The sequence below is a fragment of the Mesorhizobium sp. M9A.F.Ca.ET.002.03.1.2 genome, from assembly GCF_003952365.1.
In the GTDB taxonomy this organism is placed as follows: domain Bacteria; phylum Pseudomonadota; class Alphaproteobacteria; order Rhizobiales; family Rhizobiaceae; genus Mesorhizobium.
Genome location: NZ_CP034443.1, coordinates 675,001 through 699,385, shown reverse-complemented (window position 1 = coordinate 699,385; position 24,385 = coordinate 675,001). Strand labels below are relative to the sequence as shown.

General features: G+C 64.1%; 23 protein-coding genes and 1 pseudogene (1 of these 24 cut by a window edge). 20 read left to right on the top strand and 4 right to left on the bottom strand.

Going from position 1 to position 24,385, the window contains the following annotated elements; genetic code table 11:
* Positions 1–23: 23 nt before the first annotated feature.
* From argJ to EJ066_RS03420, 5 genes and pseudogenes are all read left to right on the top strand, one after another.
* Entirely contained in the window at positions 24–1,265 is a 1,242-nt protein-coding gene (gene argJ / locus EJ066_RS03440) for a bifunctional glutamate N-acetyltransferase/amino-acid acetyltransferase ArgJ (RefSeq protein WP_126034921.1), read from the top strand.
* On the top strand, positions 1,265–2,044 hold the full coding sequence (locus tag EJ066_RS03435) for a GNAT family N-acetyltransferase (RefSeq protein WP_189644422.1): 780 nt from the start codon (positions 1,265–1,267) through the stop codon (positions 2,042–2,044). The genes argJ and EJ066_RS03435 overlap by 1 nt, the downstream gene beginning before the upstream one ends.
* Positions 2,041–2,462 (top strand): annotated as a pseudogene (locus EJ066_RS03430) ((deoxy)nucleoside triphosphate pyrophosphohydrolase). Before EJ066_RS03435 ends, EJ066_RS03430 begins: the two are co-directional and overlap by 4 nt.
* 122 nt (positions 2,463–2,584) lie before the next feature.
* On the top strand, positions 2,585–2,917 hold the full coding sequence (locus tag EJ066_RS03425) for a hypothetical protein (RefSeq protein WP_126034919.1): 333 nt from the start codon (positions 2,585–2,587) through the stop codon (positions 2,915–2,917).
* Positions 2,918–3,015: 98 nt separating this feature from the next.
* Complete coding sequence (locus EJ066_RS03420) at positions 3,016–3,207, top strand: Flp family type IVb pilin (protein ID WP_126034917.1); 192 nt, start codon at positions 3,016–3,018, stop codon at positions 3,205–3,207.
* Positions 3,208–3,215: 8 nt separating this feature from the next.
* Here the strand turns inward: EJ066_RS03420 and EJ066_RS03415 are convergent, their stop codons facing one another.
* Complete coding sequence (locus tag EJ066_RS03415; protein ID WP_126034915.1) at positions 3,216–4,100, bottom strand: methyltransferase domain-containing protein; 885 nt, start codon at positions 4,098–4,100, stop codon at positions 3,216–3,218.
* 53 nt (positions 4,101–4,153) lie between these two features.
* Between EJ066_RS03415 and EJ066_RS03410 the strand changes: the two genes are divergently transcribed.
* From EJ066_RS03410 to EJ066_RS03390, 5 genes are read left to right on the top strand one after another with little or no spacing between them, the layout of a single operon-like run.
* Positions 4,154–4,954, top strand: a complete 801-nt coding sequence (locus tag EJ066_RS03410) for a ComF family protein (RefSeq protein WP_126034913.1) — start codon at positions 4,154–4,156, stop codon at positions 4,952–4,954.
* Positions 4,955–4,982: 28 nt separating this feature from the next.
* Positions 4,983–5,261: a glutaredoxin 3 gene (gene grxC / locus EJ066_RS03405; protein WP_126034910.1), complete on the top strand. Its 279-nt coding sequence runs from the start codon at positions 4,983–4,985 to the stop codon at positions 5,259–5,261.
* A gap of 2 nt (positions 5,262–5,263) precedes the next feature.
* A complete protein-coding gene (locus EJ066_RS03400) occupies positions 5,264–6,145 on the top strand; it encodes a carbon-nitrogen hydrolase family protein (protein ID WP_126034908.1) in 882 nt (293 codons plus the stop codon).
* Positions 6,142–6,567 (top strand): DUF1178 family protein, encoded by a 426-nt coding sequence (locus tag EJ066_RS03395; RefSeq protein WP_126034906.1) that lies wholly within the window; start codon positions 6,142–6,144, stop codon positions 6,565–6,567. The genes EJ066_RS03400 and EJ066_RS03395 overlap by 4 nt, the downstream gene beginning before the upstream one ends.
* Before the next feature lie 9 nt (positions 6,568–6,576).
* Positions 6,577–7,272, top strand: a complete 696-nt coding sequence (locus EJ066_RS03390) for a hypothetical protein (RefSeq protein ID WP_126034904.1) — start codon at positions 6,577–6,579, stop codon at positions 7,270–7,272.
* Positions 7,273–7,346: 74 nt separating this feature from the next.
* On the opposite strand, the gene EJ066_RS03385 is transcribed toward EJ066_RS03390, so the two are convergent.
* On the bottom strand, positions 7,347–7,832 hold the full coding sequence (locus EJ066_RS03385) for a MarR family transcriptional regulator (RefSeq protein ID WP_126034902.1): 486 nt from the start codon (positions 7,830–7,832) through the stop codon (positions 7,347–7,349).
* 102 nt (positions 7,833–7,934) lie between these two features.
* On the opposite strand from EJ066_RS03385, the gene EJ066_RS03380 reads away from it, so the two are divergent.
* Positions 7,935–8,864 carry a DMT family transporter gene (locus EJ066_RS03380; protein WP_126034899.1) on the top strand — a complete coding sequence of 310 codons (930 nt, stop codon included), beginning with the start codon at positions 7,935–7,937 and terminating at the stop codon, positions 8,862–8,864.
* A 7-nt stretch (positions 8,865–8,871) separates the two neighbouring features.
* On the opposite strand, the gene ubiG is transcribed toward EJ066_RS03380, so the two are convergent.
* On the bottom strand, positions 8,872–9,621 hold the full coding sequence (gene ubiG, locus EJ066_RS03375; protein WP_126034898.1) for a bifunctional 2-polyprenyl-6-hydroxyphenol methylase/3-demethylubiquinol 3-O-methyltransferase UbiG: 750 nt from the start codon (positions 9,619–9,621) through the stop codon (positions 8,872–8,874).
* Positions 9,622–9,933: 312 nt separating this feature from the next.
* Between ubiG and EJ066_RS03370 the strand changes: the two genes are divergently transcribed.
* The 9 genes from EJ066_RS03370 (at position 9,934) to EJ066_RS03330 (ending at position 23,383) form a co-directional block, all read left to right on the top strand.
* Positions 9,934–11,187, top strand: a complete 1,254-nt coding sequence (locus EJ066_RS03370) for an aspartate kinase (protein WP_126034896.1) — start codon at positions 9,934–9,936, stop codon at positions 11,185–11,187.
* Positions 11,188–11,389: 202 nt separating this feature from the next.
* Positions 11,390–13,660, top strand: a complete 2,271-nt coding sequence (gene ptsP / locus EJ066_RS03365) for a phosphoenolpyruvate--protein phosphotransferase (RefSeq protein ID WP_126034894.1) — start codon at positions 11,390–11,392, stop codon at positions 13,658–13,660.
* 9 nt (positions 13,661–13,669) lie between these two features.
* Positions 13,670–14,749, top strand: a complete 1,080-nt coding sequence (gene prfA, locus EJ066_RS03360; protein WP_126034892.1) for a peptide chain release factor 1 — start codon at positions 13,670–13,672, stop codon at positions 14,747–14,749.
* Entirely contained in the window at positions 14,742–15,620 is an 879-nt protein-coding gene (gene prmC, locus EJ066_RS03355) for a peptide chain release factor N(5)-glutamine methyltransferase (protein ID WP_126034890.1), read from the top strand. The genes prfA and prmC overlap by 8 nt, the downstream gene beginning before the upstream one ends.
* A gap of 329 nt (positions 15,621–15,949) precedes the next feature.
* Positions 15,950–16,834 carry a DUF4167 domain-containing protein gene (locus EJ066_RS03350; protein WP_245455066.1) on the top strand — a complete coding sequence of 295 codons (885 nt, stop codon included), beginning with the start codon at positions 15,950–15,952 and terminating at the stop codon, positions 16,832–16,834.
* 222 nt (positions 16,835–17,056) lie between these two features.
* Entirely contained in the window at positions 17,057–19,663 is a 2,607-nt protein-coding gene (gene clpB, locus EJ066_RS03345; protein WP_126034886.1) for an ATP-dependent chaperone ClpB, read from the top strand.
* A 36-nt stretch (positions 19,664–19,699) separates the two neighbouring features.
* Entirely contained in the window at positions 19,700–20,065 is a 366-nt protein-coding gene (locus EJ066_RS03340; RefSeq protein ID WP_126034885.1) for an MmcQ/YjbR family DNA-binding protein, read from the top strand.
* Between the two features lie 150 nt (positions 20,066–20,215).
* Entirely contained in the window at positions 20,216–21,682 is a 1,467-nt protein-coding gene (locus EJ066_RS03335; RefSeq protein ID WP_126034883.1) for a L,D-transpeptidase family protein, read from the top strand.
* 147 nt (positions 21,683–21,829) lie between these two features.
* Positions 21,830–23,383 carry an MFS transporter gene (locus tag EJ066_RS03330; protein ID WP_126034881.1) on the top strand — a complete coding sequence of 518 codons (1,554 nt, stop codon included), beginning with the start codon at positions 21,830–21,832 and terminating at the stop codon, positions 23,381–23,383.
* Positions 23,384–23,406: 23 nt separating this feature from the next.
* Here the strand turns inward: EJ066_RS03330 and EJ066_RS03325 are convergent, their stop codons facing one another.
* Positions 23,407–24,385, bottom strand: the final stretch of a protein-coding gene (locus EJ066_RS03325) for a M23 family metallopeptidase (RefSeq protein ID WP_189644421.1). Its footprint extends 989 nt past the window's final position; only the last 979 of its 1,968 coding nucleotides appear in the window; its start codon lies off the right edge, out of view — the gene reads right to left on this strand; the stop codon is at positions 23,407–23,409.

Below are 24,385 nucleotides of genomic sequence, written 5' to 3'. Positions count from 1 at the left end.
GCGTTTTCCCGCCCGAGGTCTTCATGACAGCCACGATTTCGCCGCTCGCGCCGAAGAAATACCCCAAAATGCCTGCCATCGAGGGCGTGCGCATCGCCACCGCCGAGGCCGGGATAAAGTATAAGAACCGCACCGACCTGCTCGCCATGGTCTTCGACGCCGGCACCACGGTCGCCGGCGTGTTCACCAAGTCGAAATGCCCGTCGGCGCCGGTCGATTTCTGCCGGCAGAATCTCGGGGCCGGCAAGGCCCGCGTCCTGGTCGTCAACTCCGGCAACGCCAATGCGTTCACCGGCCGGAAGGGCCGCACCTCCACGGCAATGACCGGCGAGGCCGCGGCCAAGGCCGCGGGCTGCACGCCCGGCGAGGTGTTTCTGGCCTCGACCGGCGTCATCGGCGAGCCGCTGGACGCCGGCAAGTTCAGCCATTTGCTGGCCGGGCTGGTCAAGGACGGCCGCCCGGACCTGTGGACAGAAGCCGCCAAGGCGATCATGACCACGGACACCTATCCGAAACTGGCGACCGCGACGGTGAAGCTCGGCGACGCCGACGTCACCATCAACGGCATTGCCAAGGGCGCCGGCATGATCGCGCCCGACATGGCGACGATGCTCTCCTTCATCGCCACCGACGCGCCGATTGCGGCGCCCGTGCTGCAGGATCTTCTGTCGCGCGGCACCGCCAAGACCTTCAATGCGGTCACCGTCGACAGCGACACCTCGACCAGCGACACGCTGCTGATGTTCGCCACCGGCACGGCCGCCAGGCGCGGCGCGCCTGACATCACCGATGCCGGGGATGCGCGCCTCGGCGCCTTCCGCCGCGCGCTCGGCAAGGTGCTGAAATCGCTGGCGCTGCAAGTGGTGCGCGACGGCGAGGGCGCCCGCAAGCAGGTCGAGGTCACCGTCACCGGCGCGAAATCGGCCCGCTCGGCCAAGCGCATCGCGCTGTCGATCGCCAATTCGCCGCTGGTCAAGACGGCGGTCGCCGGCGAGGACGCCAATTGGGGCCGCGTCGTCATGGCCGTCGGCAAGGCCGGCGAACCGGCCGACCGCGACCTCCTGTCGATCTGGTTCGGCGACATCAGGCTGGCGCATGAGGGCGAGCGCGATGCAGGCTACTCCGAAGAGGCGACGTCGGCCTATATGAAGCGCGACGAGATCCGCATCCGTGCCGATATCGGCATCGGCCGCGGCAAGGCGACGGTGTGGACTTGCGACCTCACCAAGGAGTATGTCGCCATCAACGGCGATTATCGGAGCTGATGGCGTTGGTTTCCAGACATCCGGCAAGCGTGCTTGCCATCGTGCGCCGCTACGAGGCGGCCGGTTTTCGCGCCTGGCCGGCGGCGGCGGTCCATTATGACGGCACCTGGGTGGTGCGGCTGACGGCGGGCCATCCGGCCAAGCGGTTGAATTCGGTCAATCCGCTCGATCCGGGCGACGTCCAGCACATTGCCGAGCGCATCGGGCGCGCCAGCCGCCGTTTCGACGCCTATGGCCGGCCGCTGACCTTCCGCGTTTCGCCGCTGTCGGGCTCCGTGCTTTCAAAGCATCTCGACAGCGAGGGCTGGAGCAGCTTCGCCGAATCGTTGGTCATGCGGCTGCCGCTGGCGGATGCCCAGCTCGACGCCGCCATGGACCAGATTCCGCTGAAGGACATCAGCCGCTTCATCGGTGCGGCGCTCAAGGTGAGCGGCTCGGACGTGTCGCTGCGGCCGGGCCTGTCGGAGATCATCGGCGCCATCCAGCCGGAAGCCGGGCTGTTCGCGCTCGAAGAGGGCACGGAACCGCTGGCGACGCTGATCTGCGTCCATGATGGCGATCTCGCAGGGCTGTTCGAGATCGCCACCGACAGATCGGTGCGCAACCAGGGCCATGGCCGCCACCTCATCCTGTCGGCGCTGAAATGGGCGCGGCTGCGCGGCGCCCGGGAAGCCTGGCTGCAGGTCGAGGCCGACAATGCGCCGGCGCTGGCGCTTTATCGCTCGCTCGGGTTCGACGAAGTCTATCGTTACCACTATCGCCGGCCGCCCGGCGCATGACCGGCGCGAACCCTGCCGGCAAGCGCCTGCTGCTGGTCGCGGCCTGCGCGCTGGTCGATACCGACGGCCGCGTGCTTCTGGCGCAGCGGCCGCAAGGCAAGCAACTCGCCGGCCTGTGGGAATTTCCGGGCGGCAAGGTCGAGCCCGGCGAGACGCCGGAAGAATGCCTCATCCGGGAGCTGTACGAGGAGATCGGCATCGAAACCGATATTCCCTGCCTGGCGCCGTACACCTTCGCCAGCCACTCCTACGATGATTTCACCTGCTGATGCCGCTGTTCGTCTGCCGTCGCTTCCGCGGCATCGCGCAGCCGAAGGAGGGCCAGGTGCTGAAATGGGTGCGGCCGCGCCAGATGCGCGATTTTCCGATGCCGCCGGCCGACGCGCCGCTGATCCAGTTCCTCATCGATCTTCTGTGATTTGCGCCTTCACGGCCCGAGTTTAAGACAGCGTTAATCGAAGATTTATCTTGCCGTGAAAAATTGAGGGGCGTGGAAATTGAAGCAAGGCCCTGTTCAGGCCTTTGCCGGAGAGCGGTTGCATGAGCCTCGACAGGGACTGGGATTCGATCCGACCCGATCGCAATTATAGCGCCGCCAATGCCGGTATGGGCATATTGCGCATCACGCTGCTGTTCGGGTCGGCCGCGGTGGCGCTGGCCTTGATCGCGACGCCTTTCCTCGACAGCCGGATACGATCGCAGTCCGCCCGCGCCGGTCTTGCCGACCTCGATACGATAAGCACAGGGTCGATTGGAAACAGGGGCTCGATCGGCCGCCGCGACACCTACACGCTGCGCAGGAGCGTGCTGCAGCCGCTGCCCAGTTCGGTCTGCGTGATACGCGACAATGGCAAGCGCAGCGGCGACTGCTGACATGATTTGAAGTCGTTGTTTCATCGCCTGTTAAGCCTGTGCCATTAACCTTTCTTAACAGGTCGGCGCTAGGGTTGCGGCAAGCGGGATCGACGGTCATGAAGACATTGCTGCAACGATTTCTGGAAGACGAAACCGGCGCGACGGCCATCGAATACGGGCTGATCGTGGCCGTGCTGTCGCTTACCATCATAGGCGGCGCCAGCCAGGCGTTCGACGCCATCAAGTGGCTGTTCAGCGACACCAACAGCAGGCTGGTGGACGCTTTCGCGACCACCCCCCAACCATAAGAATCCGGTCAACGCCCGGGATTTTCCAGTATCGTCTTCAGCGAGATCTTCGCCGAGCCCGGTTTCAACGGTTTTTGCTGCGAGGCGTCGGGCGCCCAGCCCGACATCCAGACGATCGGGAAACTCGCCCTGACGCGACCATCGGCGTCCGAAAACCGCTCGGCGTAGATTTCGGCGGCGCGGGCAAACAGCTTTCGTGTAGCCGGTCGCCTGCTGCGGTCGACGAGCGCACTGGTCTCGCCCATCGCCCGCAGATCCGCCATCAGGCCGAACAGGCTTCCGTACCGCACAGTAACCGTCTCGACATCGGCGACCGGCAGGGCCAGGCCGGCGCGTTGCAAAAGCGCGCCGGCGTCGCGCACGTCGGTGAACGGGATGACGCGGGGGCTGGCGCCGCCGTAAAGCTCGGTCTCGGCGGCGAGCAGGCTTTCGCGCAGCTCGGAAAGCGTACCGGCGCCGGCAAAAGCGCCGAGGAAAAGACCATCGGGCTTCAGCGCGCGGCGGATCTGCACCAGCATGCCGGGAATATCGTTCATTGCCTGAAGGGACAAAAGAGAGACGGCGAGGTTGAGGCTTTCCGGCTCGAACGGCACGGTCTCCAGCGGCGCCACCAATCCCGCGGCACCGCCCCCCGTTCCATCGTCCAGGAACGCAGCGTCCGCCTCGACGCGCACGATGTCCGCCACCTTGCCGCTTGTCGCGAGCACGTCGGACACCGCCGGCGTCTGGCAAAACAGCACGGCCGCTCTATCGAATTTGCGTTCGACGGCGCCCAGCCGCTCGGCAAGATCCTCGGCCGCCCGCCGCATCAGGAAATCCGCGCCGGCAGTCGGGTAGGCGAGAGCCCGGCGCTTGTGCGCGAGCCAGAGAGATGTATCGACGATGGGCTGCAACGGCTGGTTCCTGGTTTCCGCCCTCTGATATAGGGTGGCGGAGGACCAACCACGTGGCCGATCCGATGCCAGAGATCAAGCGTATTGAGATCAGGAGTACCGTCCGAACGGCATTGGGCTGGCCGGCGCGCCTCCTGTTTCCGCCGGTTTGCGCCGGCTGCCGGCGGCATGTCTCGCAGCCCGGCGTGCTGTGCGGCGCCTGCTGGCCGAAGCTCAGGCTTCTGGAACGGCCATGGTGCCCGGTGATGGGCACGCCGTTCATCCACCACATGGGCGAGGGGTTCCTGTCGGCCGAGGCGATCGCCGACCCGCCGCCCTTCGAGCGCGCGCGGGCCGCGGTCGCTTACTCCGGCGTCGCCCGCCAGATGGTGCAAGGCTTGAAATACCAGGATCGCACCGACCTGGCGCCGTGGATGGCGCGCTGGATGCTGCGCGCCGGTGCCGAACTGATCGCGGAGGCCGATGTGGTCGTGCCGGTGCCGCTGCACTGGCGGCGTTTTTTCAGGCGCCAGTTCAACCAGTCGGCGGAACTGGCAAGAGCGGTTTCGCAGCTTGGCGGCCTGCCTTTCGCACCCTCCGCGGTCAGGCGTGTCAAACTCACCCGTCAGCAGGTTGGGCTGGAGCGGCGGGAACGCGAGGAGAATGTGCGTGCCGCATTCAGAGTGCCCGAGGAGGCCGAGATCGAGATCGCCGGCCGCCGGGTGCTCTTGATCGACGATGTCTATACCACCGGCGCCACTGTCCGCGCGGTCGCCAAGGCGCTGAAGAGGGGCGGCGCCGGGGCGGTCGACGTGCTGACCTTTGCGCGTGTTCTGCCAGGGGACTTTCGGCCCGACGAGTCCGCGACTATATAGGTTGAGGGAAAGGCAGGATTGCTGACCGATGGTCGACGTGACGATCTATACACGGATGATGTGCGGCTATTGCACGGCGGCCAAGCGGCTGCTCGAACGCAAGGGTGTCGCCTACACCGAGCACGACGCCTCCTTCTCGCCGGAACTGCGCCGGGAAATGATATCCCGCGCGAATGGCCGCTCGACCTTTCCGCAGATATTCATCGGCGACACGCATGTCGGCGGCTCCGACGATCTCCATGAACTGGAGGCGCAGGGCCGGCTGGACGGTCTGCTCGCCAATGGCTCGACGATTTTGAGGACATGACGATGGGTGCTTTCAAGGCGGCGGCGATCCAGATGCGTTCGGGCACCAGCCCGGAGCGCAACGCGGTCGATCTGGAGCGGCTGGTGCGCGAGGCGGCCGGCCAGGGCGCGGCCTATATCCAGTCACCGGAAATGACCGGTGCGCTGGTCCGCGACAGCCGAGCGCGGGCCGCCTCCTTCACGTCCGAGGACAAGGACATCGTCGTCTCGACGTCGCGGAAGCTGGCGAAGGAGCTTGGCATCTTCCTGCATATCGGTTCGACCGCCATCCTGCGCGCCGACGGCAAGCTCGCCAACCGCGCGCTTCTGTTCGGGCCGGATGGCGCCACGATTGCCACTTACGACAAGATCCACATGTTCGACGTCGATCTCGACAATGGCGAGAGCTGGCGCGAATCCGCCGCCTACGAGCCAGGCACCGAGGCCGTCGTCACGGAGATCAGCGGCGCCGGGATCGACGGTGCGAGGCTGGGTTTCGCCGTCTGCTACGATCTGCGCTTTCCGCAGCTCTTCCGTGCCGAGGCGCTGGCCGGCGCCGACCTGCTTTCCGTGCCCGCCGCCTTCACCCGCCAGACCGGCGAGGCGCACTGGCACGTGCTGCTCAGGGCACGCGCCATCGAGAACGGCGCCTATGTCGTCGCCGCGGCGCAAGGCGGTCTGCACGAGGACGGCCGCGAGACCTATGGCCATTCGCTGATCGTCGATCCCTGGGGCCGTATCCTCGCAGAAGCGGCGCATGACGAGCCTGCGGTGATCGTCGCCGAGATCGACCCGGCGCAGTCGGTCGCGGCGCGCAAGAAGATCCCGAACCTGAAAAATGCGCGGGAGTTTGCCGTGAACGCCGCTTCGGCCGAGGGGCCGCGTCTCAGGGGTGCGGCGTCTTGATCCGCTTTTCCCTGATCTGCGAGCACGAGCACGAATTCGAAGGGTGGTTTCGCAGCAACGACGATTTCGACACCCAGAAGAAGCGTGGCTTCGTCGATTGCCCGGCCTGCGGCTCGCACAGGATAGAGAAGGCATTGATGGCACCGGCGGTCTCCACCGGGCGCAGCCAGGAAAAGATCGCGCTCGCCATGGGCGAGGCCCAGAAGCAGGCGCTGGCGCAATTGAAGGCGATGGCCGAGAAGGTGCGCGAGAACGCCGACTATGTCGGCGACAAGTTTGCCGAGGAGGCGCGCAAGATCCATTTTGGCGAGAGCGATCCGCACGGCATCTATGGCGAGGCGACGCTTGAGGAGGCGAAGAGCCTGGCCGAGGACGGCGTCGAATTCATGCCGATCCCAAGCTTCCCCGACGACCGGAACTGAGGAAAATCTTTGCGCCGCTCGGTGAAGACTGAAAGGCCTCGCATTTCAGAAATATTGACGCGTATTGTCGATCGACTAGCCATCAAATCAAGCGACAAAAGAACGATCAACGGAATGGTGATTGTCTATGATGCTGACAAGGGTGGCAGAGACGCAGATCGGGTCGCCGCCGCGCTACAATTGATACAAGAATTTGACCCCGTTAGATATCGACGTCTAGTTCGCGACCTAAAGCAGATTTGGATTACAACTATTCCCGGTGCGGCCGGCCGATTCGTGAAATCGACTTCGACTTGTGAACTCGATGAGCGATTTGTTCTAGGTAAATATACGGTTGTCGAGCAGGTCGCTGGGGCGATCGTGCATGAGGCGACGCATGCACGTCTCGATCAGCGAGGTATTAGCTACGAGGAGAAGTTACGCGACCGGGTGGAGCAGGTCTGCATGGAACGTGAATTGGCGTTCGCGGCGAAACTACCGGATGGCTCGAGAATTCGCCAATGGGTTGAAGCCAGACAAAAAGAACCTTCGGACTATTCCGACGTTGCGTTAGATGCCAGCCGAATTCAGAGCGCGCGCGCTGCGTTGCTCCATCTAAATACGCCAAGTTGGTTTGCAGACATGATCGTCTTTTTTGCGCGGTGGCGACATGAGAGGCATATCAGGCGACAAGAAGCCCAACGGCATTTCGACAAGCGAAACTGACCTCCCTTGTCACCGTTCTGGCGCATTCAGTTCCGAAAATGGCCGATGCGTTCCCGATGACCGTAACTAGCAGGCTAGCCCAAGCTTCCGATCAATTTTCCGAGCAGGCGTGCGAGCGCCTCCCGCTCGGCTTGGGTTAGGCCAGCGAGAATCTGGTGCTCGTTCGCAACGTGAGCGGCGAGCGCCTCGTCGATCAATGCCAGACCCTTCCCGGTGAGTTGCACGACAATCCCGCGCCGATCGTTGGGATGCGGCCCGCGCATGATCAATCCGGATTGTTCGAGCCGATCGAGGCGATTGGTCATGGCGCCCGACGTCACCATCGTCGCCTCATAGAGGGCGGTTGGCGTCAGCGCGTAAGGTGATCCGGAACGGCGCAGCGTCGCCAGCACGTCGAATTCCCCGGATTGCAGCCCGAAACGCGCAAACAGCGGAGCGAGGCGTTCTCGTGCTATCAGCGACGAGGCCTCATTCAACCGTCCCAGCACGGCCATCGGAGAAACATCCAGATCCGGCCGTTCCCTGTTCCACTGCTCGATGGCTCTCGCTGCGCGATCCATCTATCTCACCGTTAAATATCTTGACGTTAAGAATCTTTGCATTATCTTACCTCAAGATACGATGCTGGCCAAGAGCCGCAAAATAGGCGACAGGGCTACGAAATGAAATTTCTCTGGGATTCGGCATTCGGCCTTTTGGTCATCACCGGCGGCCTGCTCGGCCTGACGCTGCCGTTCGGCAAGATCGCGACGGCAGCAGGCGTTCCCGCCATGGTCTGGGCGCTCGTCATCTCGCTTGGCGCCGGCGGCGTGCTTTTGTGCGCCTTGCTGCTGCGCGGGCAGGGCATCCGGCTTACCCCGCACAGGCTGCGTTATTTCTTCGTCACCGCGGCGGTGTCCTACGCTTTTCCCAATCTCTTGATGTTCTCGGCCATTCCGCATCTTGGCGCCGGCTACACCGGCATCATGTTCACGCTGTCGCCTGTTATCACGCTGGTGTTTTCGATCCTGCTCGGCGTCCGGCGCCCCAATCTGCTTGGCGTGGTCGGCATTGCCGTCGGCTTCGCCGGCGCGGTGATGGTGGCGGTGACACGCGGCGAGGCCGGCCAGCCGGCCGAATTCTTCTGGGTGGCGGTAGGGCTGCTCATCCCGGTCAGCCTTGCCGTCGGCAATATCTACCGCACGGTCGATTGGCCCAAAGGGACCGGGCCGATCGAGCTTGCCGTCGGCAGCCACCTGGCAGCGGCCGCGCTGCTTTTTGGCGGCATCCTCACGCTGCAAGGCGGCGGTTCGCTCGCCCTGCTCGGCGGCGTGCCGCTGGTGGTCGTCGGGCAGGTCGCATCGGCCGCGGCGATGTTCGCCTTCTTCTTCCGGCTGCAGGCGGTGGGCGGTCCCGTCTATCTCAGCCAGATCGGCTATGTCGCGGCTGCGGTCGGGCTGTTTGCCGGCACGATCTTTCTCGGCGAGCACTATCAATTGCTGACCTGGGCGGGTGCCGTCATCATCACCGCCGGCGTCCTCATCACCACGAAAGCGCAAAGCCAGACCGCCACAAAGGCGCAAAGCCAGACGGGTGAGAAGGTGGCGGCGTGAGAAGGGTTCAGACGGGTGCCTTCTCCGCCAGCACCATGTAGTTGACGTCCATGTCCTTCGACCGCTGCCAGCGGTCGGCGAGCGGATTGTAGGTGACGCCGGTGCGGTCGATGATGGCCAGGCCGGCGCCGGCAAGCGCCTTTTCCAGCTCGTCCGGCCGCACCAGCTTGCCGAACTGGTGAGTGCCGCGCGGCAACCAGCGCAGCACATATTCGGCGCCGATGATGGCCAGGCCCAGCGCCTTCAGCGTGCGGTTGATGGTGGCGACGAACATGACGCCGTCCGGCTTGAGCATCTCGCCGCATTTGGCCACGAACAGGTCGATGTCGGCGACATGCTCGACCACTTCCATGTTGAGGATGACGTCGAATTTCTCGCCGGCGTCGGCCAGGTCCTCCGCCGTCGTGGCGCGGTAGTCCACCGTCACGCCGACCTCCGCCGCATGCAGCTTGGCCACTTCGATGTTGGTGGCGGACGCGTCGGCGCCGATCACTTCGGCGCCAAGCCGCGCCATCGGCTCGCACAACAGCCCGCCGCCGCAGCCGATGTCCAGGAACCGCAGGCCCTCGAACGGCCGCGCCGCACGCGGGTCGCGGCCGAAGCGCGACGCCACCTGGTCGCGTATATAGGCGAGCCGGATCGGATTGAACTTGTGCAGCGGACGGAACTTGCCGTTCGGATTCCACCATTCGGCGGCAAGTGCGGAAAAGCGCTCCACTTCTCCGGCATCGATCGTCGATCGTCGGGGCTCTGGCATCGATTGGTCTCCCGAAGGCTCAAAAGTTCAGAGCGCGATCGGACGCAAAACCGGTTTTGCTGATCGCGCTCTGGTGGGTTAGGAAGTCGGGCGCGAGGCAGCGAATGTCAAGACGGGAAATTCGGCTGCTGACAGAGCAGCGCTCGTGGATGCCGGCAAGCGCCCGATATTGACGGCCGCGTTCGCCGTCGCTTGCGAAGCTTGGCTGTTTTGGCTAAGGAGGCCGCGCATTCAGCGGCCGGCCCAGCCGGACGCTCTCTTTTCCGTTTTTCGGCCGTCGGCACGGCACCCAGTCAAAGGCATTTCGCTTCCATGGCGCGCATCGTGATGAAATTCGGCGGAACCTCCGTCGCCGACATCGCCCGCATCCGCAATGTGGCGCGCCATGTCAAACGCGAGGTCGATGCCGGCCATGAGGTCGCGGTGGTCGTCTCGGCGATGGCCGGCAAGACCAACGAACTCGTGCAATGGACGCGCGAAGCCTCTGCGATGCACGATGCGCGCGAATATGACGCCGTCGTCGCCTCCGGCGAGCAGGTCACTGCCGGCCTGCTGGCGATCGCGCTGCAGAACATGGGCGTCCATGCCCGCTCCTGGCAAGGCTGGCAAATCCCGATCAAGACCGACAATGCGCACGGCGCGGCGCGCATTCTCGACATCGACGGCGCCTTCCTGATCAAGCGCTTCGGCGAGGGCCAGGTGGCGGTTGTCGCCGGCTTCCAGGGCATCGGGCCGGACAACCGCATCGCGACGCTCGGCCGCGGCGGCTCCGACACCAGCGCCGTCGCCATCGCGGCGGCGGTCAAGGCCGACCGATGCGACATCTACACCGATGTCGACGGGGTCTACACCACCGACCCGCGCATCGAACCGAAGGCGCGGCGGCTGGCCAAGATTTCCTTCGAGGAAATGCTTGAAATGGCCTCGCTCGGCGCCAAGGTCCTGCAGGTGCGCTCGGTCGAGCTTGCCATGGTGCACAGGGTGCGTACTTTCGTGCGGTCGTCCTTCGACGATCCCGACGCGCCCGGAATGGGGGATTTGCTCAATCCGCCCGGAACGCTTATTTGCGACGAGGAAGAGATCGTGGAACAGCAGGTCGTCACCGGAATTGCCTACGCCAAGGACGAAGCGCAAATTTCGTTGCGTCGTGTCGGTGACCGGCCGGGCGTTGCCGCCGGCATTTTCGGGCCGCTGGCCGAGGCCAACATCAATGTCGACATGATCGTCCAGAACATTTCCGAGGACGGCAAGTTCACCGACATGACCTTCACCGTGCCGTCCGGCGATGTCGACAAGGCGCTTGCCGTGCTCGAGCGGCTGAAGGCCACGATCGGCTACGATGTCGTGCAATCGGAAGCCGGCATGTCGAAGGTCTCGGTCATCGGTATCGGCATGCGCAGCCATGCGGGCGTTGCCGCCACCGCCTTCAAGGCACTGGCCGACAAGGCGATCAACATCCGGGCGATCACGACCTCCGAGATCAAGATTTCGATCCTGATCGACGGTCCCTACACCGAACTTGCGGTTCGTACTTTGCATTCCGTCTACGGTCTGGATAAGCAGTAGCAGACTGCATCGGCCCGAAAATCGGAGTCGATCTTTGCTGCGCTGACCTTCGGTTCGGAAAGCACGATGCAGCGGATCGAAAGTCTTAGAGTGTCCTTTGTGAGTCCAATTGGACGCACGGCGCTCTAATTGAGTTGTTGCGTGAGCGCCGGCCGCGGGAGAAACTGCGGCGGGCAGAATGTCCATTGGAGAACAAGCCGCGATGCGTGATACGGCCAGCGGCCCGCGCGTTTTGCTGAAACGGCTCCGCGAGCTCATGCAGGAGCCGCTGGAGCCGCAGGAGCGGCTCGACCGCATCGTCCGCGACATCGCCTCCAACATGGTCGCCGAAGTGTGCTCGCTCTATGTGCTGCGCGCCGATTCGGTGCTCGAACTCTATGCCACCGAGGGCCTGAACCCGAACGCCGTCCATCTGGCGCAGCTCAGGCTGGGGGAAGGCCTCGTCGGCACGATCGCGGCGTCGGCACGGCCGCTCAATCTCTCCAATGCGCAGGAACATCCCGCCTTCGCCTACCTGCCGGAGACGGGGGAAGAGATCTACAATTCCTTCCTCGGCGTGCCGGTGCTCAGGGCAGGGCGCACGCTCGGCGTGCTGGTCGTCCAGAACAAGACCATGCGCCACTACCGCGACGACGAGGTCGAGGCGCTGGAAACGACAGCGATGGTGATCGCCGAGATGATCGCCACCGGCGACCTTGCCCGGTTGACCCGGCCCGGGCTCGAACTCGACCTGCGCCGCCCGGTGAGCTTTACCGGCCTGTCCTTCAACGAGGGCGTCGGGCTTGGCCATGTCGTGCTGCACGAGCCGCGCATCGTCGTCACCAATCTGTTCAACGAGGACAGCGAGGAGGAGATCAAGCGCCTCGATGCCTCCCTCGGCTCGCTCAGGCTCTCCATCGACGACATGCTGGAACGCCGCGAAGTCGCCTTCGAGGGCGAGCATCGCCAGGTGCTCGAAGCCTATCGCATGTTCGCCAACGACAGCGGCTGGGTGCGCCGGCTGGAAGAGGCGATCCGCAACGGCCTGACGGCGGAAGCGGCGGTGGAAAAGGTGCAGAGCGACATGCGTGCCCGCATGCTGCACATGACCGATCCGTATCTGCGCGAGCGGATGAGCGATTTCGACGATCTCGCCAACCGGCTGCTGCGCCAGTTGATGGGACGCGGGCCGGACGATGTCGCAGCCTCGCTGCCTAAGGATGCCATCGTCGTCGCCCGCTCGATGGGCGCCGCCGAACTGCTCGATTATCCCAGAGACAAGCTGCGCGGGCTGGTGCTGGAGGACGGTGCCGCGACCAGCCATGTCGTCATCGTGGCGCGGGCCATGGGTATACCGGTCGCTGGCCAGATGAAGGGCGCCGTTTCCATGGCGGAAAACGGCGACGCCATCATTGTCGACGGCGAAGAAGGCACGATCCATCTGCGCCCTCAGCCCGATCTCGAAGCCGCTTATGCCGAAAAGGTCCGCTTCCGGGCCCGGCGGCAGGAGGTCTACCGCGAACTGCGCAAGAAGCCGTCGGTGACCAAGGACGGCATCCAGGTCGATCTTCTGATGAATGCCGGCCTGGCCGTCGATTTGCCGCAGCTTGCCGAGGCGGGCGCCGCCGGCATAGGCCTGTTCCGCACCGAACTGCAATTCATGGTCGCCTCGACCTTTCCGCGTGCGGAAGCCCAGGAACGGCTCTACCGCGACGTGCTCGATGCGGCGCGCGGCAAGCCGGTGACCTTCCGCACCATCGATATCGGCGGCGACAAGGTGCTGCCCTACTTCAAGGACGCGGCCCAGGAAGAGAACCCGGCGCTCGGCTGGCGCGCCATCCGCTTGACGCTCGACCGGCCGGGCCTGTTGCGCACACAGATCCGCGCGCTTCTGAAGGCCTGCGGTGGGCGTGAACTGAAGCTGATGCTGCCGATGGTCACGGAGCTCGGCGAGATCGCGCAGGCGCGCGAAATCATCGATCGCGAGGTGCGGCATCTGTCGCGTTTTGCCCATCATTTGCCGACCAGCCTGAAGCTCGGGGCCATGCTGGAAGTGCCTTCGCTGCTGTTCCAGCTCGACGAGCTGATGAAGGCCGTCGACTTCGTCTCGGTCGGCTCGAACGATCTGTTCCAGTTCGTCATGGCGGTCGATCGCGGCAATACGCAGCTCTCCGACCGCTTCGATGCGTTGTCGACGCCGTTCCTGCGCGTTCTGAAGCAGGTTGCCGACGCCGGGGCGCGCAACCAAACCCCGGTGACCTTGTGCGGTGAACTGGCCGGCAAGCCGATCTCGGCGATGGCGCTGGTCGGCCTTGGCTACCGGTCGATCTCGATGTCGCCGGCCTCGATCGGTCCGGTCAAGGCAATGCTGACGGAACTGCCGCTGGCCGAGCTGCAGGCGTTCTTCGACGACAACCTCATGGCGCCGGCTCAGAAATCGCCGATGCGGGCGCTGCTGCAAGCCTTTGCCGACGATCGCTCAATCCCGCTATAGACTTTCGCCATGATCAACCTGCCCCGCGACCGCATGGACCAAGTCGTCAAGCGTTTCGACATGCTCGAAGCGCAGATGTCGGCCGGGCCGGCGCCGGACGCCTATGTCAGGATGGCGTCGGAATATGCCGATATCCAGGACATGGTGGCAAAGATCAGGGCGCTGCGCACCGCCGAGCATGAACAGGCCGATCTGGAGGCGATGCTTGCCGACAGAAGCACCGATGCCGAAATGCGGGCATTGGCCGAGGCCGATCTGCCCGAGGTCAAGGAGCGCATCGAAGCGCTGCAGAAGGACATCCAGATCCTGCTTCTGCCCAAGGATGCCGCCGACGACAAGAATGCCATCCTCGAAATCCGCGCCGGCACCGGCGGCGACGAGGCGGCTCTCTTCGCCGGCGACCTGTTTCGCATGTACGAACGCTACGCAGCGGCGCGCGGCTGGCGTTTCGAGACCGCGTCGGCCAGCGAGGGCGAGGTCGGCGGTTACAAGGAAATCATCGCCACCATTTCGGGCAAGGGGGTCTTTGCCCATCTGAAATTCGAGTCCGGCGTGCATCGAGTGCAGCGCGTGCCGGCGACCGAGGCCGGCGGCCGCATCCACACTTCGGCGGCGACGGTTGCCGTGCTGCCGGAGGCCGAAGAGGTCGACATCGACATCAGGGCCGAGGACATCCGCATCGACACGATGCGCGCCTCGGGCTCGGGCGGCCAGCACGTCAACACCACCGATTCGGCGGTGCGCATCACCCATCTGCCGACCGGCATCATGGTGGTGCAGGCGGAAAAGTCGCAGCACCAGAACCGGGCGAAGGCCATGCAGATCCTGCGGGCCAGGCTTTACGATCTCGAGCGCGGCAAGGCTGACGAGGAACGCTCCGAATCGCGCAAATCGCAGGTCGGTTCGGGCGATCGCTCGGAGCGCATCCGCACCTATAATTTCCCGCAGGGCCGCGTCACCGACCATCGCATCAATTTAACGCTCTACAAGCTCGACCGGGTGATGATGGGCGAACTCGATGAGATCATCGACGCGCTGGTCGCCGATCACCAGTCGAAGCTGCTCGCCGATATCGGCCTCGATGGCTGACAGTCTGCCGGGTAGGCTAGGGCCGCTGCTGAAAGCGGCGCGGGCACGCCTTGCCGCGGCCGCGGTCGCCGATCCGGCGCTGGATGCCAGGCTGATCGTCGAACATCTTTCCGGCACGACCCGCACGCAAGCCATCGCCGATCCCGAACGCAAGGTCGATGCCGGCGCGATTGCCGCGATCGATGCAGCCCTGAGGCGACGCATCGCCGGCGAGCCGGTGCATCGCATCCTCGGCCATCGCGAATTCTACGGCTTGCGCCTTTCGCTGTCACCGGAAACGCTGGAGCCGCGACCGGATACCGAAACGCTGGTCGAAGCGGCGTTGCCCTTGGTGAAGGCGACAGCGGCGCGGCAAGGCGAATGCCGCATCCTCGACCTCGGCACCGGCACCGGCGCCATCGCGCTGGCGCTGCTAAGCGCCGTTCCGGCGGCGATCGCCACCGGTGTCGATATTTCACAAGGCGCGCTGGCGACCGCCATGCGCAATGCCGGGGAATTGGGGCTGGCCGGCCGGTTCCAGGTGCTCGAATCCGACTGGTTCGAAAAAGTTTCTGGCCGATACCATGTAATTGTCGCAAACCCGCCCTATATAGCGTCCATAGACATTGAAAATCTGCAGGACGAAGTCCGCGATTTCGATCCACGCCAAGCCCTTGATGGCGGCGTGGATGGTCTGAGTCCCTACAGGATCATCGCCGCCGAGGCGGCAGGGTTTTTAGAAGCCGAGGGCAGGATTGCGGTCGAGATCGGCCACACGCAACGCAAAGAGGTCACGGATATTTTCTCCGCAGCCGGCTACACACCGGCGGGGATATTCCGCGATCTTGGCGGAAACGACAGGGTTCTGATCTTCGAACTGACAAAGCCGTGATGCAGTGCGAAAAAACGCTTGGCAATGCCGGGGAATGCGGCTAGGGTCGCCTCAACCGGATGAGACGAAGCAGGCAGTGCTCTTAGCGATTCGGTTTCCTTAGAAATAGCTGCCTTCTTGCGCAAACGACGCCCAAGCTTCGTGCGGGAATCGTCCGACAAGTGATGTAACCGGAACAGGATGACACGTGGCGCCAACGCAATCGATGCGGGCGAACGCCGGTGAAGAAACGAAACGGCTGGCTGCATGAGCGCCTCCGTGCGTGAAAAGTTTTCGAAAAATTTCAAAATGAAGAGAGTCGAATGAGGCCACAACAGCAGAACAGGCGCATGCGCGGTCGCAACAACAGCGGCGGTGGCAACAACAACAACCGCAAGGGCCCAAATCCCCTGACGCGCAATTACGAGAGCAACGGTCCGGATGTGAAGATCCGTGGATCGGCTCAGCAGATCGCCGAAAAATACGCAACCCTTGCCCGTGACGCGCAAAGCTCCGGCGACCGGGTGATGGCGGAAAACTATCTCCAGCACGCTGAGCACTACAATCGCATCATCGCTGCCGCGCAGGCGCAGATACCGATCCAGAACGCTCAACAGAACCGCGACGATTTCGACGATGACGGCGACGACGATCGCGATCAGTTCGACAATACCGGCAACAGCAACGTCGGAGAGGCTGCAACTCCTGTGGTCAACCACGGTGCCGGTCCACAGCCGGTCATCGACGGCACGCCGGCAGAGTTGGCGTTCAACCAGGAAAATGGCCGCGACAACGGTGGGCGTGACAGCAATGGCCGCGACAACAATGGCGGCCGCCATCGCGACCGTCGCCCCAATGGCGGCTACGGCCAGAACGGCCAGCGCAGCGAGTATGGGGCGCGTGGCGAGCAGCGCGGTGGTCAGAATCAGCGCAGCGAGACACCGGTACAGAACGAGACGCCCGTGCAGGCGGAAGCGGTTTCTGCGGCCGAACCCGCACTGCCGCTCGAAGACTTTTCGCCGGCGGGTCTCGCCGCCCAGGCCGAGATGAAGGAGGCAGCCGCCGAAAGCGGCGCTGCCCGCCGCCCCAGGCGTCCGCGCCGTCCGCGTGTCAATGCGGAGCGTGGGGCCGATCAGGTGGATGGCGGTAATGACAATGCCGGCGCCGATAAAGTGGATGCAGCGCCGGCGGAAGACGCTGGTGGCGAGCCCGCCATCGTCGACGTCAACAACTGATCGAGCAAGGCTTTCAGATTCTTGGACGGCGGAGAGAAATCTCCGCCGTTTTCGTTTTGCGCGCCTGTGGAATATTATGAGTTGACCGACATCAAGGCGTCTTGAGAGACCGTGGCCTATGCACCATATCTCGCGTGAACAGGACCCGGCTCGAACGGGCGGGTCCGTCACCGCAATCTGATCCGGTGCCGCAAAGCGGGCTGGTGACGGAAGGAGACAGATATGAACCTTGAAAAATACTCCGAGCGCGTGCGTGGTTTCATACAGTCCGCGCAGACCATGGCGCTCTCGCGCAACCACCAGCAATTCACCCCAGAACATATATTGAAAGTGCTCGTCGATGACGACGAGGGCCTCGCCGCCTCGCTGATCGAGCGCGCCGGCGGCAGCGTTCGCGACGTCAAGCTCGGGGTCGAGACGGCGCTCGAGGCAATGCCCAAGGTGGAAGGCGGCAACGGCCAGCTTTATCTGGCGCAGCCGCTGGCCAAGGTGTTTTCGACCGCCGAGGAACTGGCCAAGAAGGCCGGGGACAGCTTTGTCACGGTCGAACGGCTGCTGACGGCGCTGGCGGTCGAGAAATCCGCCAAGACCGCCGACATCCTGGCCAAGGCCGGCGTCACCGCGCAAGCGCTGAACCAGGTGATCAACGATGTCCGCAAGGGCCGCACCGCCGATTCGGCGAGCGCCGAGCAGGGCTATGACGCGCTCAAGAAATACGCGCGCGACCTGACCGCCGACGCCCGCGCTGGCAAGCTCGATCCGGTCATCGGTCGCGACGACGAGATCCGCCGCACCATCCAGGTGCTGTCGCGCCGCACCAAGAACAATCCGGTGCTGATCGGTGAACCCGGCGTCGGCAAGACGGCGATCGCCGAAGGGCTGGCGTTGCGCATCGTCAATGGTGACGTGCCGGAATCGCTCAAGGACAAGCAGTTGATGGCGCTCGATATGGGGTCGCTGATTGCAGGTGCCAAATATCGCGGCGAGTTCGAAGAGCGGCTGAAGGCGGTGCTTTCGGAAGTTACCGCTGCCGCCGGCGGCATCATCCTGTTCATCGACGAAATGCACACGCTGGTCGGCGCCGGCAAGGCGGACGGTGCCATGGATGCGTCGAACCTGCTGAAGCCGGCGCTGGCACGCGGCGAGCTCCACTGCGTCGGCGCGACGACGCTCGATGAATACCGCAAGCATGTCGAGAAGGACGCGGCCCTTGCTCGCCGCTTCCAGCCGGTTTTCGTCGACGAGCCGACCGTGGAAGACACCGTTTCGATCCTGCGCGGCCTGAAGGAAAAATACGAGCAGCACCACAAGGTGCGCATCTCGGATTCGGCGCTGGTCGCGGCGGCGACCCTGTCCAACCGCTACATCGCCGACCGGTTCCTGCCGGACAAGGCGATCGACCTTGTCGACGAGGCCGCGTCGCGGCTGCGGATGCAGGTCGATTCGAAACCCGAGGCGCTGGACGAGATCGACCGTCGCATCATGCAGCTCAAGATCGAGCGCGAGGCGCTGAAGGTCGAGAAGGACGAGGCGTCGAAGGATCGGCTTGCCCGCCTCGAGAAGGAACTCACCAATCTGGAAGAAGAATCGACCGAGATCACCTCGAAGTGGCAGGCCGAGAAGCAGAAGCTCGGGCTCGCCGCCGACCTGAAGAAACAGCTCGACGAGGCGCGCAACGAACTCGCCATTGCCCAGCGCAAGGGTGAATTCCAGCGCGCCGGCGAGCTTGCCTATGGCAATATCCCGGAACTCGAAAAGAAGCTGACGCAGGCGGAAGCCCAGGACGGCAAGGCCGGCATGGTCGAAGAGGTGGTCACCCCCGACCACGTCGCCCATATCGTGTCGCGCTGGACCGGCATTCCGGTCGACAAGATGCTGCAAGGCGAGCGTGACAAGCTGCTGCGGATGGAAGACGAGATCGGCAAGCGCGTCGTCGGTCAGGGCGAGGCGGTACAGGCGGTATCGAAAGCCGTCCGTCGTGCCCGCGCCGGCCTGCAGGATCCGAACCGGCCGATCGGCTCGTTCATGTTCCTCGGGCCGACGGGCGTCGGCAAGACCGAGCTGACCAAGGCGCTCGCTAGCTTCCTGTTCGACGACGAGAGCGCCATGGTGCGCATCGACATGTCGGAGTTCATGGAAAAGCACTCGGTCGCCCGGCTGATCGGCGCGCCTCCCGGCTATGTCGGCTATGAGGAAGGCGGCGCGCTGACCGAAGCGGTCCGGCGCCGGCCCTACCAGGTCGTGCTGTTCGACGAGATCGAGAAGGCGCATCCGGATGTGTTCAACGTGCTGCTGCAGGTGCTCGACGACGGCCGCCTGACCGACGGGCAGGGCCGCACGGTCGACTTCCGCAACACGCTGATCATCATGACGTCGAACCTTGGCGCCGAATATCTGGTCAGTCTGGGCGAGGACCAGGACGTCGACGCCGTCCGCGACGAGGTGATGAGCGTCGTCAGGGCGTCGTTCCGGCCGGAGTTCCTCAACCGCGTCGACGAGGTGATCCTGTTCCACCGGCTGCGCCGGCAGGATATGGGCCGCATCGTCGAGATCCAGCTCAAGCGGCTGGAAAACCTTCTCGTCGATCGCAAGATCACGCTTTCGCTGGACCAGGAGGCGATCGACTGGCTGGCGGCCAAGGGCTACGATCCGGCCTATGGCGCGCGGCCGCTGAAGCGGGTGATGCAGAAGGACCTGCAGGATCCGCTGGCGGAAAAAATCCTGCTCGGCGACATCCTCGACGGCTCGACCGTCAAGGTTACCGCCGGTTCCGACCGGTTGAACTTCCGCTCGAAGCCGGCGGTCGTGGCGACCGAGGCGGCGGCCTGATTTCGAGGCCGCCTCATGTATTAACGGCGGGCGCGGATGACGCTGGACGACTACAACAGCTTCTGCGCCTCGCTGCCTTCGGCGACCCATGTCGTCCAGTGGGGCGGCGCCCATGTCTGGAAGGTCGGAGCCAAGGTCTTTGCCATCGGCGGCTGGACTGAGGGCAAGGAGCCGTTCGTCACTTTCAAATGTTCCGACATCGCCTATGACGTCCTGAAGGAACAGCCGGGTCTTCGGCCCGCGCCCTATCTTGCGTCACGCGGCATGAAATGGATCCAGCGCCAGACAAGCCAGAGCATGGACGATGACGCGCTGAAGGACTATCTGCGCGAAAGCCATCGCCTCGTCGTGCTGAAACTGACGAAGCAGGCGCGCAAGGAATTGGGACTCTCCGCCAGCTAGTTTTGTTGCTCTCACCGCCAGAAATCCGCCATCTTCATGCCCGGTTCATGTTGGAACCTTATGCTCGGTAACTGATTTGCTGGCGAAGGGGTTCGCCGCATAGGGGCAATGCCGGGCGGCGGCAATTACGGACCGGAGAATTTGGCCAACATGTTCCGCACGATCTTCACCCTTTCGGCGTTCGCCGCCGGGCTGCTTTCTTCGAGCGCAATGGCCGCGCCGACGGAAGACATCGCGCCGCGATCAGCCCATGCAGGCGATGCCGGTGGTGTGCTGGTCGCCCAGAACGGCGATTTCGACGTCTACTACGATGCCAGGGGAAACCGCGTCATTGTCGATGCGGAAACCGGCAAGGTCCTCGCCATCCAGCCGCCGCAGACCAGGTTCGACCGCCGTACGCTCCGCCGCGACCGCGCGCGCAACCTCGGACCGGTCGAGGACGACCGCTATTATCTCGACGACCCGGAAGACGCGGCGCGCTTGCGCCGCAGGCAGTTGGAAGAGGAAGGGCTGGTTGTCGTGCCGCCGGCCGACGAATACGATTCCTATAACGACAATTCGGTGGAGGCTTTTCCCGAAGCACCGCGCGATGACGGCAGCTATGGCAATGATTATCCGGAAGCGCCACAGCCGGCAGAGCCGCGCACCGTCGAGCGCCAGCCGCTCAACGAGGCTTCGATCGAACCGGTCGAGCCGACGGCGCCGGGCGACCAGGCGGCACTGCCGCCAAAGATCGGCGGCAAGACCGTCGCCGATCCGTCGCTTTCGCTCGGTGCACGCGAGGATGTTGCTGCGTTGCAAGTGCTGCTCGACCGCGCCGGCGCTTCGCCCGGCGTCGTCGACGGGCGCTTCGGCTCGAATGTCGACAAGGCGCTCGCCGCCTACAACGAGATCACCGGCAGCAACCTACGATCGACCGATGCGGTCGGCATCCAGGCGGCCCTTGAGCAAACCGGCGGCGATGCCTTTGCCTCCTACGAGATCACGCCCGAGGATGCGGCCGGTCCCTACGTTGCCTCGGTGCCGGAAGACTACGGCCAGAAGGCGCAACTCGACCGGCTGAGCTACATCTCCGTCACTGAAGCGCTGGCCGAACGTTTCCACATGGACGAGAAATACCTGAAGGCGCTCAATCCGGAAGCCAATTTCAACCGTCCCGGCACGATCATCAAGGTCGCCAATTTCGGCAAGCTGGTGGCGAAGCCGGTGGCGCGCATCATCGCCGACAAGGGCAACAAGCAGGTCCGCGCCTATGACGCGTCTGGCAAGCTGGTCGCCGCCTATCCGGCCACCATCGGCTCGGCGGACACGCCATCGCCGTCAGGCCTGCATACGGTGTCGCGGGTCGCCTTGGACCCGAACTACACCTACAACCCAAAGATCAATTTCAAGCAGGGCGAAAACGACAAGGTCCTGACCATTCCGCCGGGTCCGAACGGCCCGGTCGGCTCGGTCTGGATCGCGCTGGACAAGCCGACCTACGGCATTCACGGCACGCCAGATCCCTCCAAGATCGGCAGGACCGAGAGCCATGGCTGCGTGCGGCTGACCAACTGGGACGCGCGCGAACTGGCCAAGGTCGTGTCGCCGGGCGTCACCGTGGAATTCGTCGACTGAACGCCATCGCCTGGGTCGTCCAATAATTCTTCGCAAGAGATGGAGCCGTGGGTCCGGTGGCATAGAGGTCCTGATCCTGTTCTGGTGTCAGCGACAGCAATCCTCTGGCCGGTTGTTGCCGGCGCATAGGAGGTCTAAGCAGGCTCCATGAAGTCTCCAAGCGAAGCCGCCGCCATCCCCCCGGCCAGCTCTCTTCCAGCCGATACGTTCTGCCCGCAGTCGCGGCGCAGGTTTGTGCTGATCGCGGCGATCCTGGCTTCCGCGCTCGGCTTCATCGACGGCTCTGTCCTGGCCATAGCCACACCGGCGATCCGTGTCGATCTCGGCGCCAGCCTCGCCGAGGCGCAATGGATTTCCAATGCCTATGCGCTGACGCTTTCGGCGCTCATCCTCGCCGGCGGCGCCGCTGGGGACCGATTCGGTCTGCGGCGCGCCTTCGTGGCGGGCATAGTCCTGTTCGTTGCCGCCTCGCTGGCCTGCGCGGTGGCACCGAACCCGGCGGTGCTTATCGCGTTCCGTTCACTCCAGGGCATTGGCGCTGCCATCATGGTGCCCGGCAGCCTCGCCATCATCGCCAAGGCCTATCCGAAGAAGGAGCGTGGCAGAGCGATCGGCATCTGGGCGGCGGCCTCGGCGCTGACGACGGCACTTGGCCCGGTGCTGGGCGGCCTTGTCTTGTCGGCCTTCGGCGACGGCATCTGGCGGGCGATCTTCGCCATCAACCTGCCGCTTGGTCTTGTCTCGATCTATCTTCTGCTTGCCAAGGTCCCTGCCGATGCGCCGACGGAGAAGCGCAGCCTCGATCTTGGCGGCGCCGGACTGGCGACGCTGGCGTTTGGAGCGCTCGCCTACGGCCTGACCTCGATGAGTGACAAGGGCGAAGGGCTTATATCGGGGCCGAGCATTGCTGTGGGCGGGGTGCTGCTCATCGCTTTCATCGTCTTCGAGCGCCGGCAGCGCGAGCCGATGATCGATCTGTCGCTGTTTCGGATCGGCGCGTTCGCCGGCGCCAATGTGGCGACTTTCTTCCTATACTTCGCGCTGTCGGCCAATCTGTTCTACCTGCCGATGCTGCTGATTGCCGGATGGGGACTGAGCGCGGCAGAGGTCGGCTTCATCTTCCTGCCGCTGTCCGCGCTGATCGCGCTGTTGTCGGGGCCGGTCGGGCAGTGGTCCGACCGGATCGGTCCACGGTTTCCGATCGCCAGCGGCAGTCTCGTCGTCGCTGTCGCCTTCGCCGGGCTTGCCTTGCTCGCCTATGCCGGCATCCACAATTTCTGGATGGGGGTATTTCCGATGATGGCGCTGATGGGAATCGGCATGGCGCTGGTCGTGTCACCGCTGTCGACGGCGATCATGACGGCGGTCGAGGACAAGGATACGGGTGCTGCTTCGGGAATCAACAATGCCGTCTCGCGCATTGGCGGCCTGATCGCGGTGGCGGCGATGGGGTCGCTGGCGGCCGGCGTCTATGCGGCAGTGCTGAACGGCGGCGCCGGCATTCCGGGTTTCGGCGAACCGGCGCCGGCCGGCCTGGCACCGGATCTCGATGCAGCAAGGCTTGCCGCCAGCGACGTGGCGTTCGCCGCCGTCGCCTTGGTCACCGCGCTGCTTTGCCTGCTCTCGGCGATCGTGGCGTGGACGACTGTTTCCGGCGAGCGACTGCCATGGTCGCGTGGATCTGAGAATCCGCAGAGCTGAGGCCAGAAAGGCTCGAAGCCGGCTCAGCCTTCGATCTTGGCGCTCGCGACCTTCAGCGAATCACTGTCTTCCTGCTTGAGCAGATCATCGATGCGCTCGCGCTCGCGCTTGAAGGCAACGAGGTCGTCGCCCTTCAGCACCTTGCCGACCGGCAGGCGGACGCGCATCGAGTCGACCTTGGTGCCGTTGACGATCAGTTCATAATGAAGATGCGGACCGGTGGAGAGGCCGGTTGAGCCGAGATAGCCGATAACCTGGCCCTGGCGAATGCGAACACCCGGCGCGATGCCCTTGGCAAAGGCGCTCTGGTGATTGTAGGACGTCTCGTAGCCATTGGCATGGCGGATGATGATCTGCTTGCCATAGCCGCCGGCCCAGCCCGCCTTTTCGACGACGCCGTTGCCGGCGGCAATGATCGGCGATCCGACCGGAGCTGCCCAGTCGGTTCCGGTATGCATCTTCACATATCCCAAAATGGGGTGACGCCTGGCACCGAAACCAGAGGTAAATCTGCCATTGGGCAGCGGATTGCGCAGCAGGAATTGCTTAGCGCTGCGGCCGTTCTCGTCGAAATAGTCGGTGCTGCCGTCCTGCATCTGGAACCGGTAGAAGTTGCGAGTCGTACCGCCGAAGATCGCCGAGACGTAGAGAAGCTCGGAGTCGTCGGATGCCCGGTCGTCGCCGTCCGGCTGCGAGAACAGCACCTCGATGCGGTCGGACGGATTGAGCCGCGACTGGAAGTCGACACCGGACGCCAGAAGCTTGATCAGCCGTTTGGACATCGCCTTGGACATGCCGTAGGAATAGGCGGCGCGGTAGATGCCGTCATAGACGTTCGGCAGATTGCCGCGCACCACCACTGGCGGCGAATCATCGAATGCGGTCAGTAATTCTGGATTGGGCTCCGGCTCCTGTGCCGGCACATATTGGCCGCGATCATCGAGCGCGATGGTCACGATATGCTGGGTCCTGTCGTAGATGCCGGTGCGAACGACCTTGGCG

Bases quoted from the DNA above. Each gene is read 5' to 3' on its own strand.
- argJ (WP_126034921.1), top strand. From the start codon at position 24: ATGACAGCCACGATTTCGCCGCTCGCGCCGAAGAAATACCCCAAAATG.
- EJ066_RS03435 (WP_189644422.1), top strand. From the start codon at position 1,265: ATGGCGTTGGTTTCCAGACATCCGGCAAGCGTGCTTGCCATCGTGCGC.
- EJ066_RS03425 (WP_126034919.1), top strand. From the start codon at position 2,585: ATGAGCCTCGACAGGGACTGGGATTCGATCCGACCCGATCGCAATTAT.
- EJ066_RS03420 (WP_126034917.1), top strand. From the start codon at position 3,016: ATGAAGACATTGCTGCAACGATTTCTGGAAGACGAAACCGGCGCGACG.
- grxC (WP_126034910.1), top strand. From the start codon at position 4,983: ATGGTCGACGTGACGATCTATACACGGATGATGTGCGGCTATTGCACG.
- EJ066_RS03400 (WP_126034908.1), top strand. From the start codon at position 5,264: ATGGGTGCTTTCAAGGCGGCGGCGATCCAGATGCGTTCGGGCACCAGC.
- EJ066_RS03385 (WP_126034902.1), bottom strand. From the start codon at position 7,832: ATGGATCGCGCAGCGAGAGCCATCGAGCAGTGGAACAGGGAACGGCCG.
- EJ066_RS03380 (WP_126034899.1), top strand. From the start codon at position 7,935: ATGAAATTTCTCTGGGATTCGGCATTCGGCCTTTTGGTCATCACCGGC.
- ubiG (WP_126034898.1), bottom strand. From the start codon at position 9,621: ATGCCAGAGCCCCGACGATCGACGATCGATGCCGGAGAAGTGGAGCGC.
- EJ066_RS03370 (WP_126034896.1), top strand. From the start codon at position 9,934: ATGGCGCGCATCGTGATGAAATTCGGCGGAACCTCCGTCGCCGACATC.
- ptsP (WP_126034894.1), top strand. From the start codon at position 11,390: ATGCGTGATACGGCCAGCGGCCCGCGCGTTTTGCTGAAACGGCTCCGC.
- prfA (WP_126034892.1), top strand. From the start codon at position 13,670: ATGATCAACCTGCCCCGCGACCGCATGGACCAAGTCGTCAAGCGTTTC.
- prmC (WP_126034890.1), top strand. From the start codon at position 14,742: ATGGCTGACAGTCTGCCGGGTAGGCTAGGGCCGCTGCTGAAAGCGGCG.
- EJ066_RS03350 (WP_245455066.1), top strand. From the start codon at position 15,950: ATGCGCGGTCGCAACAACAGCGGCGGTGGCAACAACAACAACCGCAAG.
- clpB (WP_126034886.1), top strand. From the start codon at position 17,057: ATGAACCTTGAAAAATACTCCGAGCGCGTGCGTGGTTTCATACAGTCC.
- EJ066_RS03340 (WP_126034885.1), top strand. From the start codon at position 19,700: ATGACGCTGGACGACTACAACAGCTTCTGCGCCTCGCTGCCTTCGGCG.
- EJ066_RS03335 (WP_126034883.1), top strand. From the start codon at position 20,216: ATGTTCCGCACGATCTTCACCCTTTCGGCGTTCGCCGCCGGGCTGCTT.
- EJ066_RS03330 (WP_126034881.1), top strand. From the start codon at position 21,830: ATGAAGTCTCCAAGCGAAGCCGCCGCCATCCCCCCGGCCAGCTCTCTT.